At 48.6% G+C, this 16,189-nt stretch carries 12 protein-coding genes; 8 read left to right on the top strand and 4 right to left on the bottom strand.

Annotated elements, in window-relative coordinates:
• Positions 1-22: 22 nt before the first annotated feature.
• Both NX720_RS00695 and tnpA read right to left on the bottom strand, forming a co-directional pair.
• A complete protein-coding gene (locus tag NX720_RS00695; protein WP_262598780.1) occupies positions 23-307 on the bottom strand; it encodes a hypothetical protein in 285 nt (94 codons plus the stop codon).
• A 222-nt stretch (positions 308-529) separates the two neighbouring features.
• Positions 530-958, bottom strand: coding sequence for an IS200/IS605 family transposase (tnpA, locus tag NX720_RS00690; RefSeq protein WP_262598779.1), 429 nt, complete (start codon positions 956-958; stop codon positions 530-532).
• A gap of 65 nt (positions 959-1,023) precedes the next feature.
• On the opposite strand from tnpA, the gene NX720_RS00685 reads away from it, so the two are divergent.
• The 6 genes from NX720_RS00685 (at position 1,024) to NX720_RS00660 (ending at position 13,190) form a co-directional block, all read left to right on the top strand.
• Positions 1,024-2,196, top strand: a complete 1,173-nt coding sequence (locus tag NX720_RS00685; RefSeq protein WP_262598778.1) for an RNA-guided endonuclease InsQ/TnpB family protein — start codon at positions 1,024-1,026, stop codon at positions 2,194-2,196.
• Between the two features lie 143 nt (positions 2,197-2,339).
• Complete coding sequence (locus tag NX720_RS00680; protein ID WP_262598777.1) at positions 2,340-8,267, top strand: transporter substrate-binding domain-containing protein; 5,928 nt, start codon at positions 2,340-2,342, stop codon at positions 8,265-8,267.
• A gap of 24 nt (positions 8,268-8,291) precedes the next feature.
• Complete coding sequence (locus NX720_RS00675; protein ID WP_262598776.1) at positions 8,292-9,485, top strand: FAD:protein FMN transferase; 1,194 nt, start codon at positions 8,292-8,294, stop codon at positions 9,483-9,485.
• Positions 9,486-9,550: 65 nt separating this feature from the next.
• Positions 9,551-9,793, top strand: a complete 243-nt coding sequence (gene nqrM, locus NX720_RS00670) for a (Na+)-NQR maturation NqrM (RefSeq protein WP_262598775.1) — start codon at positions 9,551-9,553, stop codon at positions 9,791-9,793.
• Between the two features lie 144 nt (positions 9,794-9,937).
• Positions 9,938-11,332 (top strand): Si-specific NAD(P)(+) transhydrogenase, encoded by a 1,395-nt coding sequence (sthA, locus tag NX720_RS00665; RefSeq protein ID WP_262598774.1) that lies wholly within the window; start codon positions 9,938-9,940, stop codon positions 11,330-11,332.
• Positions 11,333-11,702: 370 nt separating this feature from the next.
• Positions 11,703-13,190, top strand: coding sequence for an RING-HC finger protein (locus NX720_RS00660; protein ID WP_262598773.1), 1,488 nt, complete (start codon positions 11,703-11,705; stop codon positions 13,188-13,190).
• A 57-nt stretch (positions 13,191-13,247) separates the two neighbouring features.
• Here NX720_RS00660 and NX720_RS00655 read toward each other — a convergent pair whose 3' ends face one another.
• Entirely contained in the window at positions 13,248-13,436 is a 189-nt protein-coding gene (locus tag NX720_RS00655; protein WP_262598772.1) for a hypothetical protein, read from the bottom strand.
• Here NX720_RS00655 and NX720_RS00650 point away from each other — a divergent pair.
• Positions 13,420-13,854 (top strand): cryptochrome/photolyase family protein, encoded by a 435-nt coding sequence (locus NX720_RS00650; protein WP_262598771.1) that lies wholly within the window; start codon positions 13,420-13,422, stop codon positions 13,852-13,854. The two genes, NX720_RS00655 and NX720_RS00650, sit on opposite strands and share 17 nt — an antisense overlap.
• Here the strand turns inward: NX720_RS00650 and NX720_RS00645 are convergent.
• Positions 13,827-14,780 (bottom strand): LysR family transcriptional regulator, encoded by a 954-nt coding sequence (locus tag NX720_RS00645; RefSeq protein ID WP_262598770.1) that lies wholly within the window; start codon positions 14,778-14,780, stop codon positions 13,827-13,829. The genes NX720_RS00650 and NX720_RS00645 overlap by 28 nt on opposite strands.
• Positions 14,781-14,957: 177 nt before the next feature.
• On the opposite strand from NX720_RS00645, the gene NX720_RS00640 reads away from it, so the two are divergent.
• On the top strand, positions 14,958-16,139 hold the full coding sequence (locus tag NX720_RS00640; RefSeq protein ID WP_262598769.1) for a C45 family autoproteolytic acyltransferase/hydolase: 1,182 nt from the start codon (positions 14,958-14,960) through the stop codon (positions 16,137-16,139).
• Positions 16,140-16,189: the final 50 nt, after the last annotated feature.

Raw genomic sequence — 16,189 nt, 5'->3', positions numbered from 1 at the left:
GAAGAGATGCGCGGCAGGGCTGTCAGGCCCGGCCATGGCGGTGCAGGGCGCTCATCATGTTACGCTTCTGCTTTTTCTTGTTGGCGGCAGGTTTGCCGGTGTAGTTGGTCAGGATTTCGCTTTCTGCCTCCTGCAGTTGTGCCATATTGGGTTTTATTTTTTCCAGGTAACGCTGCCCTGCACCGTTCTTGATGTTTAGCTTGCCACGCATGCTGGACATTTGCTCCATCAGGTTGATGGCCTCTTTAATGGCAGCTTTGCCTTCATCAAGGGTTTTGCGGGCGTTGTCTTCAGTTTCGTTGTCCATAGTGCCTGTCCCTGCGGTTCATAGCTAATTTTAGCAGTCCTGCCGGAAGCGGCTTTCGTCTCAGGGGTGTAGCAGCATAGAATACCCCGTCATTTGTCTGGCCTAACCTTTTGGTTTGGAGTGTCAAGGTGCAAGCAACGCAACCGGCTTAGCAAAATCGTCGTAAACCCTCGCCCAATGCGGGCGGGGATATAAGACGGGAAGGCGCAGAGCCTTCCGCCATCAATCTGGTGTACTCTGGCTATTAACGTAGTCCTTCAGAGTCTCGATAGTTGCACCGCCAGCACTGCAAGCAAAGTAAGACCTTGACCACATTAAGCCTGCTTTGCTCTGAGCAGTAAGGTGGGTATTCAGCATTCGCAACCGTCTTGATGATGTTGATTTGAGATTATTTACCATGACACTGATAGCCAGTTTTGGTGGGTAGGCCACCAACAGGTGTGCGTGATCTTTTTCGCCATCCATTTCAAGTAACTGGCATTCCAGTTTTTCACATGCACTCTCGAACGACTCCCGTAACTGCTTGATCATATAGCCATCAAAAAGCTTTCGTCTGTACTTTGTCGTGAACACCAAATGAACAACCAGCTTGGTAACGCTATGTCGTTTGCGAAGATACCCTTTAAGCAAATCTTTATTGTGTGCGCTCACTTGAAAACCTCTTTCAAATACCTGTAATATAAACTTTATATTAATGAGCACTGAAATAACGTTCCATGCTGAGAGCCACCAAAGTACGAATCTATCCAACATCGGAGCAGGCGGAATTTCTCGACCGTCAGTTTGATGCTGTGCGGTTCGTATGGAACAAGGCCCTGGCTATTAAGGTTCATTATTACAAGGTTCGTGGGCAGAGCCTTTCTCCCAAAAAACACCTGAAGCCCTTGCTGGCAAAAGCCAAGAAAAGCCGAAAGTACTCATGGCTGAAAAACGCTGACTCTATTGCACTGCAACAGGCCACTATCAATCTGGATACGGCCTTTCAAAACTTTTTCAATCCCAAATTGCAGGCAAGATTTCCTCGCTTCAAGAAAAAGCATGGCAAGCAAAGTAGCTACCATTGTACGTCTGTCTCTGTGGGCGATAACTGGATAAAAATCCCCAAGTGCAAGCCCATAAGGGCTAAAGTGCATCGTGAAATAGTGGGTAAGGTGAAGTCTATCACCCTGAGCAGAACGCTAACCGGCAAGTATTTTGCCTCCATATTGGCTGATGATACCCAGGAACAACCAAAACAGATTGATAATCTCGAAGCTAATCAGGTTGTCGGTGTTGATATGGGGATTGCTGATCTGGCTATCACCAGTACCGGCCATAAGACTGGCAATCCTCGCTTTCTGAAAAAAGCACAACGTAACCTGAAAAGAAAACAACAGGCTCTATCTCGCTGCAAGAAAGGCTCAAAAGGTAGGCACAAAGCCCGTTTATTGGTGGCAAAGGCGCATGAGCGTGTAGCCTTTGCCCGTAATGATTTTCAGCATAAGCTATCAAAACAACTCATCGACGAAAACCAAGCGGTGATTGTGGAGACACTGAAAGTTAAAAACATGCTCAAGAACAAGCGTCTTGCTCGTTCTATTGCTGATGCTGGCTGGCATTCACTGATAACCAAACTCGAATACAAGGCAAAGCAGGAAGGTAAACATCTGGTGAAGATAGACCAGTGGTTTGCATCCTCTAAAACTTGCTCAGTCTGCGATTTGAAACAGGAAAAAATGCCATTGAGAATCCGATCATGGGAGTGTAGCTGTGGTGCTATCCATGACCGGGATATTAATGCAGCTCGCAATATCAAGAAGCAAGGCATATTGAAATTAAAGGCGGAAGGACTGTCCGTTTCTGCTGATGGAGGCTTGCGTAAATCCGGCAGACTGTCGGTTGCTGCCTAAGAAATTAGAAGCCTCACCCGATAGGGTGGGGAGCAGTCACTTTGTACGGTGGTCGGTAGCGGACTTCGCTTATTACGCAGTGGTTATGCCAGAAAAAAACAGTACAATGGGGCGGCTTTCCTGCAAGGTCATTCTGGACGGTTATGTCTCACGCTCCACACATAAAACTCTTTCTGCTGTTGTCTTTTATTCCTCTGCTTCTGATGCGACGACTGTCTGTTACCAGTAAAAAGTTGCAACCGTCAAAAGGGGTGGCCTGGTCAATAATAATGACGCTGGCACTTTCAGTGCTGCCCTGGCAATCCGCTCAATCCCGTGAAGATGCTCCTTACTTCTCACCGCTAAAAGTCGCTTACCTGATTGATGATATTCCCTGGAGTTTTACCAACGATGCCGGTGAGCCGGATGGCATTATGCTGGATGTCTGGCGCACCTGGTCAGTGGCTGCGGGTATTCAGCTGCGTTTTCATCCTATGAGCCGGGAGCAGGCAATACGTAGTTTAAAGGACAGTGATGTCGATATCATTGCCAGCCTGGGACCTGAGAACAGGGTGCGGGACAGGCAGTTGGAATTGCAGGAAATGCTGACAACCCGCCCCGTTTTTTTTGTCCGGAATGACTTGGAACAGCAAGCCCTGACAGAGGCGTTACAAGCTTATGAAGTGGGTGTGGTGGATGATGGCAAGAGCGAACATCTGGTCAGATCCCAGTATCCGAAAGCCAGTATCAGATTATATCCATCGCTGGAGAAGATGATTAAAAGCATCTCCAACCGTGAGCTGGTGGTCTTTTTTGGTAACAGTGATGTTCTGAGGTATTACCTGAGTGCCAGAGGAATCAGTGTTGACTTTACCATAAACACTGAAGCCCAATATCCGGCACAGGGGCTGGTGGCTGCCATCGACCCGAATCGTCTGGCATTACGTTCCCTGATTCAGCGAGGACAGGACGAAATCAGTCAGGAAAGCAGGGAAGCTCTGTCGCAGAAATGGTTTGGCGTCTCTGCCCGGGAAGAGAGCCTGGTGATTGCCCTTGCCAGTAATACAGCGCCGTTGTCTTTTATTAACGCGCTGGGCCGTCCTGCGGGGATGTTTGTCGATATCTGGCGGCTGTGGTCCCGGAAAACCGGAGTACCGGTACGCTTTCGAATGGCAGAGCGGGATGAGAGTATCGACGACTTGCGTACAGGCAGAGCTGATTTCCATGGCAGTTTGTCGCCATCCCGTGCTCGCAGTGAATGGCTGCGTATGTCAACGCCTTATTACGGTCTGGTTTCACGGCTTTACTTCCGCAATAAGCCTGGTCAGAGGGACCCCGGAGCAGACCTGGAAAATCGAAAAATCGGGGTGGTCAGCCAATCCAGTAATGAAGAGTTCCTGAATGTCTGGTTTGCGGACGCTACTACGGTTTCGGCAGACAATGTGTTCCAATTGATTGACCTGCTGTTTCAAGGCGAGATTGATGTCTTTCTGGCTGAGCCTGAAGTCGTAGAGTCAGCCCTGAGTGCCATGGGACTTGTGGGGGAAGTCTCTTCCAGCAAATACATTAATATGAACGAGGCAGTCGCCGCTGCGGTGCTGGCGGAGCGGGGTGATGAGCTGCTGGCTCTGATTAATAGAGGTTTAAACAATATCACTGCCGATGAATTTCGTTCTATTGAAGAGAGCTGGATTCCCAATAGTGATAATCGATATTTCAACCGGCCAAGAGCTGCTGTCAACCTGACGGAAGAGGAACGGCGCTGGCTGGCCCAGCATCATGTATTGCGAACGGTGCTGAATACCAATAACCCGCCGTTCTCATTTAAAGATGACAAAGGGGATTTCCGGGGCCTTGCGATTGATTTTATACGCCTGATTGAGGAGCGGCTGGGCATTACTATCCAGGTTGAGGAGAGTAGTGACTTCAGTGAGATTCTGGGTGAGGCTTATCGTCGGGAACTGGATCTGGTGCCAATGATGCAGCGTACAGATGAGCGGGCACGTTATCTGGACCTGACGCCACCGATCTTTACCGTACCGACCGTTGTTCTGGCCCGTAGCTCTGACACATCGATTCGGTCAGTCTCTGACCTGAAAGGAAAAAGCGTCGGTTATATTCCTGGCCACGCATCCTACGATTATTTCCGGGAGCGTATGCCGGATAGTGACTTCCAGCCGGTACCCACGGGAGCCAGTGGTTTGAACCGCATTTCTACCGGCGCTCTCGACGCTATCATTCTCAACCTTGCCTCAGCCAGTTATCAGATGGAAAGGCTTAAACTGACCAATATTCACATCGTTGGTGAGGCGGGGTTCAACTTTGAATATGCGGTTGGCAGTCGTAATGACTGGCCAGTGCTGGGCAGTATTCTTGATAAAACCATCAACTCTTTCACCAGTGAGGAACGGGCTGCCCTGCAATCCCGATGGGTCAGTGTCAGCACCATCAGCTGGGTGCCGGACAAGGAGTTGTTTATCGGGCTGTTACTGGTCGTGGTGACCCTGATACTGATTATTTACTGGAACCGTCGCCTGACTCTGGAAATTGCTGAACGAGAGCGGGCAGAAAAAGAGTTAAAAGTCCGTGCCGACCTTGACCGGCTGTTCAGTAATATCTCACGACAGTTTATGAAGAATTCGGTGGATGACTCTATCGACTTTTTCCTGAAAAACATCGGTGAAAGCCTTGGGTTTGAGAGTTGCGTTCTGGTTGTGGGGGGGCATCCAACCGCCAGTATTGAGTATTTCTGGTCCCGACTGGCGTCGTTTGATCCCGATGCTTTCGTCGGCACCAGTCGCTACCGGGTAAAGGACTATCTGCATCTTCTGGATGATGGCATTCTGTATGCCAGCGATAAAACCGATAACTCCGGAATGCCGGATGAATGTAAGGCAATCTGGGAAGCTGAGAAGGTAAAGAATGTTGTCTATGTTCCCATGGTGCTGTTTGGCAATGAGGTTGGGGGGATATGTCTGTTAAATCGTTTCACCAGTGCTTTGCCACAGGCTGATGAAATTGAGTTGCTGCGCCGTGGAGGTGAGCTGATTGCTGTGGCACAGGCCCGGCAGCAGGCCGATGATGCGCTGAGACAGAGTGAAGAGCGCTATGAACTGGCAATGGATGCCGCTTCTGATGGTCTCTGGGACTGGGATATTGCCCATGAGCGTATTTACCTGAGCCCGAGATACCAGACCATGCTCGGTTATCAGCCCGATGAGCTGGGTGATACGCCAGCAGCCTGGCGGCGTCAGATTCATTTGGATGATAAACAGGCGACAGAAGACTTTTTTAACAGCCAGTTCACCCATTCCGATGAAAGCTTTCAGTGTGAATACCGTATACGACGCAAGGATGGTAGTTACGCCACGGTGCGCAGTAAAGGTAAAGTAGTGTTCCGTGACAGCCGTGGCATGCCCCTGCGGGCGGTGGGAACACTGATTGATATAACCGAACAGCGGATTCGTGAGCGGGAGTTGTCCATGGCGCGCTTCTCGCTGGATAATGCCGGTGATCATATTCACTGGTTCCGTCATGATGGTTCTCATAAGTATGTCAATGAAGCGGCATGCAAGAACCTGGGCTACAGCCATGATGAAATGATGGACATGACCATTATGGATATCAATCCGGCGTTGACGGCCAGTTCATGGACCCGGTTGTGGGATCAGCTGACCCTGCGCAAGGCGCTGACCTATGAGACATTGCGCAAGACCCGCGATGGTCGTGTGTTTCCGGTGGAAGTAACAGCTAACTATATGGAGTATGAAGGGGAAGGCTTCCTGTTTGCCACCGGCAGAGATATTACTGACCGCAAACAGTCAGAAGAGGCTCTGCACAAAGCCAAGGAAGCCGCTGATCAGGCCAATCAGGCCAAGAGTAATTTCCTGGCGAATATGAGCCATGAGATCCGGACGCCAATGAACGCCATCATCGGTCTCAGCCACCTGGTTCTGAAAACTGAAATGAGCAACAGGCAGAACGATTACATCAACAAAATACAATCGTCTGCCCATGCCCTGCTGGGCATCATTAACGATATTCTCGATTTTTCCCGCATTGAAGCGGGCAAACTGAATATGGAGTGTATTGACTTTGATCTCGGGGATGTTTTTGAGGATCTCTACAATGTCGCCATCGTCAAGGCAGATGAGAAAGGTATCGACCTGAGCTACGACATAGCACCCGATGTGCCAAGGCTGCTGAAGGGCGATCCACTGCGCCTTGGACAGATTCTGTTGAACCTGACCCATAATGCCGTGAAGTTTACTCAGGAAGGGAGTGTCCAGGTACGGGTTAAGCTGGAATCCGGAGATGACGAGAGCGTCAGGCTTGGCTTTGAGATAGAAGACTCGGGTATTGGTATCAGCCCGGAGCATCAGTCCAGACTGTTTGAATCATTCTCTCAGGTTGATGGTTCGACGACCCGCAAATTTGGCGGTACAGGGCTGGGACTGGCCATCTGTAGCAGTCTGGTGGAAATGATGAATGGCAAAATCTCGGTGACTTCTGAACTGGATATTGGCAGCACATTCAGGTTCTCCATTGATATGGGTCGTGGCGTCTTACTCAAATCGTCCGCTTCTGCCCTGGTGGGTGCCAAAGTACTGGTTGTTGATGATAAAGACGATGCCCGTGCGCTGTTGACCAGCCATCTGGAAGTGTTTGGCTGTCAAGTGCTGGTGGCTGAAAACGGCCAGCAGGCCCAGGAATTGCTGCAAGAGCATAACCTGAAGGGTGACAGACCGATCACTCTGGCGCTGCTGGACTGGCGGATGCCTGATATGGATGGTCTGGAGCTGGCCGAGCATATACGCAATATGAACCTGCCGGAGTGTCCTGCACTGATCATGGTGTCAGCTTACGGACGTGAAGAAGTGATGGCCAGGGCAACCGGACGGGTGGATGCCTTCCTGATCAAACCGGTGAGCGGTTCAGTGTTGATGGAGACCATGTTGCGAACACTGGATCGTCAACAGTTGCAGTCCCGCAGGGATTTGGCTCAGGATGAAACCACTGAAAGGACATTCAAAGGTCATGTCCTGCTGGTGGAAGACAACGAGATTAATCAGCAGGTGGCCAGGGAGCTGCTGGAAGGTTTCGGGCTGCGGGTGTCTCTGGCTGATAACGGGAAGAGAGCAGTCGATGCTGTTGAACAGCATCATTATGACCTGGTGTTTATGGACATACAGATGCCAGAAATGGATGGTTATCAAGCGACGCGGATCATACGTCGACTGCCTGGTAAGAGTGAGCTGCCTATTGTTGCCATGACGGCTCACGCCATGACCGGGGACCGGGAGCGTTGTTTGCAGGTGGGTATGAATGACCATATTGCCAAGCCGCTTGACCCTAAAGGGCTGGGTAATATGCTGGAAATGTGGTTACAGCCTGCGGGCGCAGTAGAAGCCGTGATCATCGATGCGGAAGCAGAGTGGCCTGAACAAAAAGCGGTTGAATCAAAAGCTGCTGAGCCTGTTCCAGAAGGCACAAAAGCAGAACTGCCGGGTATTGATAGAGAAGAGGGACTTACCCGGGTAATGGGCAACCGCAAACTGTATGACCGCCTGCTGCGGAATTTTTATCAGAATCAGCATACCGACTGGCAGGAGCTGGAGGGCTGCCTGGAACAGCAGGACTGGAAAGGGGCTCGTTTCCTGACCCACGGACTGAAAGGCGTTGCGGGAAGCCTTGGGGCTAAAGCCCTGCATAAAGCAGCAGGTGCTGTTGAGGCGGAGCTACGTAGTTCTGAGCAGCGACCTTCTCAGACTCTGCTGGAAACCTTGCGTGTTCGGTTCACCGAAGTGATGGACGGACTGGAAATTTTCAAAGCCGAGGCAGAACCAACGCCGTACAGCTACGGTGAAGGCAGGGTGGAAACCGAGCGATTGTCGTTCCTGTTAAGCAACATGCAAACGCTGTTGCAGGAAGGTGACGCCGATGCCGCGGATTCTCTGCCCGAGCTGGTGCACGGGCTGTCAGGCGTGGTGACGCAGAAACAGCTGGATGAGTTGTGCCGTCGGGTTGAAAATTATGATTTTGATGAAGCCGGACAGGTGTTGGATGAGTTGCGGGAAGAACTGGCCTTGTGATCGGAAAAGCCCGGTATACGCCTGTTGCATCTCGATGTTACACTGCGCAGCCCGGACAAAGTGGGATTTAAACGCAGAGGTAAGATGTTGTTAACCCGATCTTATAAACGATCGCTGCTACTGGGTATCGTCCTGCTGATAGCAGCGCTCTATGTCATGGGTACCCGGCCAGGGCTTAAGCACTTTCAGGGATATACCATGGGAACCACTTACAGTATTTCCTATGCTGCGACACTGTTCTCTGATCCGGTGAAAGCCGTTCAGGCTGATGTTGAACGGGCGCTGGAGGCTATTAACGACAAGATGTCGACCTATCGGCCTGATTCTGAGCTGATGCAGTTCAATCATGCACCGGTTGGCAAACCTTTCAAGGCATCTGATGAACTGGTAAATCTGGTTCATCGAAGTTTGTATTTCTCCAGAATTTCCGACGGTGCTTATGATGTGACAGTGGGGCCACTGGTTAATCTCTGGGGGTTTGGTCCTTCTGAAAAAGACAGCCAACAGCCTGAGAAAGCAATGCCTGCTGGTCAGGATGGCGCTGCCCGGGATGGTACTGTTGATCCGGTACTCTGGATGCTGGCAAACTACCCGACAGAAGTCCCCAGTGATGAGTCCATTTCTGCGGCGCTGGATCGTGTAGGCTATAAGTTTCTGACGGTCGATACCGATCATGACACCATGACACGCCACAAAGACCTGTTTGTTGATCTCAGTTCCATTGCTAAAGGTTACGGGGTCGATGTAGTGGGTCAGACCCTGAAGCGTCGTGGTATCAATAACTACATGGTTGAAATCGGTGGCGAGGTGCTGGTCCATGGTAGTAAGCCTGACGGTGATGCCTGGCGTCTGGGTATTCGGGGCCCGGCGATGACAGCGGGCGGCATGCCGAGGCTCGTGGTAACGATTGGTAACCGGGCTCTGGCGACCTCTGGTGACTACCTGAATTATTTTGAGATTAATGGTCAGAAGTTCTCTCACATGATTAATCCTCGTACCGGTCGCCCGGAGGTCAGTCGCCTGGCCGAGGTAGCGGTGATTGCCGATAGTGCGGCAACGGGCGACGCGCTGGCTACCATGTTTATGGTGCTGGGGGACAAGAAAGGTCTGGAGCTTGCCAACCGGGAAGGGATTGCCGCTTACTTTACCTATCATTCAAAGGATGGCGGGTTTGAATCAGTGAGCAGTGAGGCGTTTAAACCTTATCAGCATCACTGACGTAAAACATAAATTATGATGAAGGCAGGCAGCTGTTTTCTGTTTCATGTTAGGAGGTACTGGCTATGACTACAATGCTGGTCACATTCTGTGTTTTTCTGGCGCTGATAGCCATGATGGCTGTCGGTGTTATTTTTTCCAACAAACCCATCAAGGGCTCCTGTGGGGGGCTCAGTACACTGGGACTGAAAGATGGGTGTGTCATCTGTGGTGGTGGCGATAAGCAGGAGAAAGCGTTCCGGGATGCCTTTGATGAGGCGGACAGGGATGGTATGTTCTACGACGCTACAGCACATAAAAAAGCCTGACGCCTGGGAGGCTGACCGAAATAGCGCCTGTAGCTTCTCGGTCAGGCTCCTGGTGGGTAGCGTATTCACTGCCCTGGAAACGGCGGAGTTTGAATACAAAAATTAAAAACAACGATAAAACCGCAATCTCAAGGGGTATAAAGGATGGGAGTGAGCAACTACGATCTGGTGATCCTGGGATCGGGTCCCGCCGGAGAGGGAGCCGCTATGAATGCGGTGAAGTTGGGAAAGAAGGTTGCAGTTGTTGAGCAGAACCCGTTTGTTGGTGGCAGTTGTACCCATCTTGGGACTATTCCGTCCAAGGCTTTGCGTCACGCAGTTAAGCAGATTATGGACTTTAACACCAATCCCCTGTTTCGTGAGATTGGCGACCCTCGCTGGTTCAGTTTTCCCAAGGTGCTGAAAAGTGCTGAAAAGGTCATACAGAAGCAAGTGCAGTCACGCACCATGTACTATTCCCGCAACCGCATTGATCTGTATTTTGGCCGGGGGACTTTTGTCGATGAGCACACCATTGAAGTGATTGAAAAGGGTGGCAATATCGAAAGGCTCCATGCGACCAATATCATTATTGCCACCGGTTCCCGCCCTTATCGCCCTGCCGATGTCGACTTCAGCCATTCACGAGTCTTTGACAGTGACACGATTCTGGAGCTGACAAACACACCGCGTCGTATGATTATTTACGGTGCCGGAGTGATTGGTTCTGAATACGCGTCTATTTTTTCAGGGCTTGGGGTACTGGTTGACCTGGTGGATACCCGTGACCGGCTCTTATCTTTCCTCGATACGGAAATCTCCGATGCCCTGGGTTATCAGCTGCGCAAGATGAACGTAATTATTCGCCACAATGAGGAATACCTGAAGGTTGAACCCCTTGACGATGGCGTGGTGATGCATCTGAAGAGTGGTAAAAAGCTAAAGGCTGACCTGCTGCTCTGGGCCAATGGCAGGGCCGGCAATACTCAGAATATGGGGCTGGAACTGATAGGCCTGAAGTCAGATAGCCGGGGGCAGCTGGAGGTTGACCAGCACTACCAGACTGACATTTCCCATATCTCTGCTGCTGGTGACGTGATTGGCTGGCCCAGTCTGGCCAGTGCCGCTTATGATCAGGGGCGTTCTGCCGCCGGTAACGTTGGCAGTTTGCAAAAATGGCGTTATGTGAATGAAGTCCCCACTGGTATTTATACGATTCCCGAAATCAGTTCGCTGGGAGCAACGGAGGAAGAACTGACCGCTGCCGCTATCCCCTATGAAGTGGGTAAAGCGCTGTTCTCCCGTCTTGCCCGGGCACAGATTACCGGAGAAAAAGTGGGTATGCTGAAAATACTTTTTCATCGGGACACGGAAGAGGTGTTAGGTATCCACTGTTTTGGTGACCAGGCGTCAGAGATCGTCCATATCGGTCAGGCCGTGATGGCGCAGACAGGTGAAGCTAATTCTATTCGTTACTTTTTGAATACGACCTTTAACTATCCGACCATGGCGGAAGCTTACCGGGTCGCTGCTCTGGATGGTATTAACCGGCTGTTTTGATGGTGGGGTTTCCGTATTGCCAGCCATGAGAGCTCAAAAAAAGAGTGCCAATGATCCATAAATACAACAGACTTCGCCTGATTCCCGGGGGGGGGGGCAGCGGAGCCTGCTGTTGGATAAACTTCATGGAAGTTGTTTAGCCCTCTCAAAACAGACTTGCATTTTCGTGATCCTGTGCCATTTTAAATCAGGCTTCTTCAAAAACCTTTTATCATGAGTCAAGTTGCGGCTGAATTCAGGCTCATCGTTAAAATTCTTTGTTCGAGCAAACGGCAAAGAGGGGGGCAAACTGAATAGTTATCATTAATGACTATTGGTAGAGTTTGCTTTCTATTTAGCAAAAATAGCTTTCCAGAATATGAACAATGATATGAAAATTGAATTTAAAGACAGGTGTTGTTGTACTTTAAATTTTTTTTTGTTATTTGTTTTCTTACTGCTGACAGTCAGTCGAACATCTTATGCTAATGAGCATTCCATTAGTGAATACATTCTCCATAATAATTTCCTTAAAAATATCAGAATAGGCTGGGTTACAATAGATTTGAGTACTGATAATCCAGTCTTGACAAACGACCAGAGAATAACCTTAAGCCCTGATCATAATCCTGATGACTATGTTTTAAGTCGAGAAGATTTTATAGAACTTGTTGATTTTTTCTTTAACTTCACCTCTGACTGGAGAAATGGTAATAATGCAGCCATTAGCAATGATGAACTTGTAGAGCAAATGACGGGTTTCGTGACACGGATTTTTTATTTGAATGCAAGCAATCTTGACGATAGGAGTTTTTCTATAGTACAGGAACGGAATAGGGATTTTTACAATGAAATAGACTTGCAGCGATCCAGAAGGCAAACTTCCAGTTTTATAGGCTACAGCCAATTTTATTCGAATACGGAGTATTATCTTCCAAAGGTTAATATCGAATTGTTGTTATTGGTGGCTTCTTTTTTAAGGCCATGGTTTTATATTTTTCCGGATAGCGATAGCAATGTAGTTATGATAAGTGCTGACTTCATGGAAGAAGTTAATAAATTTCAATTTCTTTATTTCTTTAGAGTGTTTCATTATTTCCTGCAAAGTCGCGATGGTCGTTCAGAAGAATATCAACATAACTCATTCACATTTATGTCGGGAGAACGTCTCACACATTTTCTGTATTCGGTAAGAAGGGAAAGGAATTTTATATTTGCAACTCTCCTTTACTCATTGTCTGTTGGTCTTTTCCATCATTTAGTTGATCGAAGTACTGTATCGATAAATCGAATCAGTTCACCTGAAAATGTGTTTAGTGATTTTTTAGGTGCTGGCTCAATACAAAACTTTTTCAGAGGTTATGCAAATGCTTACCTCAGGTCTCGACATGGAGCCCAAATCCCATTTTTCAGGCCTTTTACTCCGGAAGAGAGCGAGCGTATAACCGTATCGTGGCAGTTAGCATTAGGCTTTACTGCAAATCTGGCGTTAACTGAAACCTTATTAGGTACTATGAGTTCAGGCTGGGTGACTGATTTATTATTTAGACGGCACGTTCAGTTAACAAACAACGCCGCCAGCGATGGTGCACGCTGGCCAGCGGATGAAGCGGGTGCAGATCGGGCTACTGCTCTGCCCAGCGTTAATAGCTTCAGTGGTGGGTCGTTCAGAGTGAATGAAGAGGTCAACAGAGAATCTGATCGATGCGCTGGTATTTGTACCGTTTGCATGGAAACTGGGAATCTTCAAGCTTTAGTGCCATGTGGGCATGTGTGCATGTGTTCAAAGTGTATAGAAAAGATCCAGAAAAGTGACAACAACTGCTGCCCCCATTGTCGGAAAGGTATTCAGCTAGCAATAAAGTTATATTTTGACTGATAAGAGGGCAGCAAATAGCTTACCTTCAGTCATTCGCCCTGGCAGACAGGTGATTATTTATCTGTCAGGGTCTTGGTCGCGATGTTTTTCATACTGGCTGACAATATCAGCAATGACCTGCTCTTTACTCCAGCCCATAATGTCGTAATCCTGTCCGTCTTCCCTGAGGAACATCCGCTGGATGGTATTAAGCGACTGTTCTGATAGTGGGGTTTCTACCGGAATGTCAGTGAAAAGTAAATACACCCGATTGCGCCTGATTCTGGGTGATCAGCTGAACATAGCTCACGGCTGGTATACCCGAATTGATCCGGATTGTCTGTACTTTATTGCCGAGCTTGAGCAGGAAGCCCGTTATGTGAAGCATCATGTCCAGAAGTTGTGTGGTTTTTTTCTGGCGATGGATAACTTTGCCCGGCCACTACGGGAGGCAGGGCATCAGGTTATACACTTTACACTCGATGAAACCGCAGGCTTCAGGAATTTGTCACAGTTTATCAACCGAGTTGCTGAAGTATTTTTGCTGCTACTGCCTGCCTTCGGGCAGTTCCAGGATGCCATGACCGAAAACAGTCCTCACCAGTGGAGCCTGACCGAGAATAGCGCCCGTAGCGAGGACGGCAGAAAATCGAATTTTCAGACCAATTTACTGCCGCCGCAGTAGGGCAGTCTATTCTCGGTCAGGCTCCTGGCAGCGTACCCTCTAAATAGTTGCACCAACCGTCTTGCTACAGGGCCTCGGTTTGTTTCTACCAGCCAGGTCTCATTAACTGACCATTCCAACTCATAATCATAATCACCCTCAAATTGAACCAAATCACCACTGTCTAATGCATCCTGGCAATCCACTAGCGGTAAGTTAGTCCATCCAGCACTATTAACGGCAAGGGATTTTGCCATTTGAAAGCTATCAACGTGGAGTAAGTGGTTGCCATAGTTTTGAGCTTCCACCCCAAGTCTGTTAATAGGAGCAAGTACTATTTGCTTCATAGTTCGAATCAAGCTGGGTTCGAGTGGGTGAGTCAGGTTCAACCCAAAGCTTTTAGCGTAGTCAGGTGACATCACACGGATAAATCGAAAATCAAATAGTTTCCTTGTGGTTATTTCAGGGTGACAATAGAAATTGGATAAGGCCAGTCCCATATCAGCTTGCTTACTCAGCACCATTTCAATGACCTGCTCTGTATTGCCCGTAAGCACTTCTATTTCAGTCGCTGGGAATTCTTTCGAAATTTCAGCAATCGTAAACTCCGGTGCAAAAGCACTTAAAGAACTATCAACCGCTACTTTTAAATACGATTCATTTTCCTCAAAACAGAGCTGAACCCGTCGCCTGAAATGCTCAACCTCATTAAGGACAGACTTAGCGGGATGATATAGGCTTGTCGCGTCTTCTGTCGGAACAAGGTGGCCGCCATTACGTTCAAATAGCGTCACTCCGAGGTCGATCTCTAAGTTACCAACGCGACGGCTGTAAGTCGTAGCATGTTTGCCATATTGCTGTGCAACCATAGCAAAACTGCCTGACTCGTAAGTTGTAACGAATGCCTTTAACTCGATTAACTTCAACTCTTCAAGAGCATTAAACATTCTACTTCTCCAAACTGAATTTTTGTCGTGCATTTTATGCACGGCAGCCGAGTTTGTCACACTAAAGGTATGATGTATTTTAATGCCACCTAATTCTAATTAAAGCTAAGTCTTATTATTCTCATTACTAAGGAATCTGAACCTGGGTTTCAGTTCAATAGTTACAAGGAAAACAACGTGCAAAAGACACTCATCGCTTTGGCTCTGGCTGTATCCGCTTTCGGCGCGCAAGCCGAACTCATTCAGCACACTGATCAAATCGCAGAAATTAAGTTTACTGGTTCAAACTACGAATTAGGTAAACACGTTGGAGAAGTCGCAGGAGATCAGGTTCTTACGGCAATGGGCCGTTTTGATAAGGTAATGGGTATCATGCTTGAAGGCCTTAGCCTGGACAAAATTACTAAAACATTTGAAGAGAATGATGTGCACGCAAAGCTGATGGAAACATCCCCTCATGCTGGTCAGTACATTAAAGGTCTGGCGGAAAGCCTGAATGTCTCTCCAAACCGCCTGCTCGCGGTAGGTATGGCTGATGAAGCGGTTTTGGAGTCACAGCGCAATGGCGGCATGGGTTTCCTTGAGTCTGAAGCGCCCCATGATCCAAGTGCTCCGTCTAAATGTACGATCTTTGCGTATGCTGATGGCAGCGGCACTGCCTGGGGTCACTACAACTACGATTATATGGCGATCAATTACGAGCAGCTACTCGTAATGAATCATACTGACGTTGATGGCAAGACTAAGGTTGTTCAGACCTGGGCTGGCTTGCTGCCTTATGGTGGTGTGACTAAAGGTGGTCAGGCGATCGTTGGCAACACGCTTGCTGATGAAGGTACTGCGCGTCAGCTGGATGGTGGTGAGATCATTGAGAAAGACTCAACTCCATCATTCCACCTGGCCTGGGAAATTTATGAGGGTCAGAAACCTCAAGACCTTGCCAAAATTTATGCGATGTACGACAAGTACACCGCGTATTACTCTTACACTGCCATTGGTGCAAATTCTGAGCTTGTTAGCGTTGAGAACACTTATGCTGATGGTCTACATATCACTGGTGGTAAAGCACTAACCCACGCTAATCACAGCACGACCAAGCACCACAAATTTGTTGATAAGGCGTTCGGTTCAAAATCTCTGGTTCGTCAAAAAGCTGCTGATGAGTTCATGAAAAAAGCTTCGATCAATACTACCAAAGAAGAAGCTTTTGCCTTTGCTAAGACTGAACCAGTATGGAAAGGTCGCGGTGACATGATGGGTACAGTAACGACAACTCACTTCCGTGTGAATGGTAAAAAAGTTGATCTGTATATGCGTACTGATGATGACCACAAAGAAGTTCGCATTTCAAACTACTAGTACATCATTGAAACCTGTAGTGGCCAACTATCGTTGGCCACATAGACGAA

It is taken from the genome of Endozoicomonas euniceicola, from assembly GCF_025562755.1.
GTDB classification, from domain to species: domain Bacteria; phylum Pseudomonadota; class Gammaproteobacteria; order Pseudomonadales; family Endozoicomonadaceae; genus Endozoicomonas_A; species Endozoicomonas_A euniceicola.
Note: the sequence above shows the minus strand (reverse complement) of the source record. Positions and strands in the feature narration are given on the sequence as shown.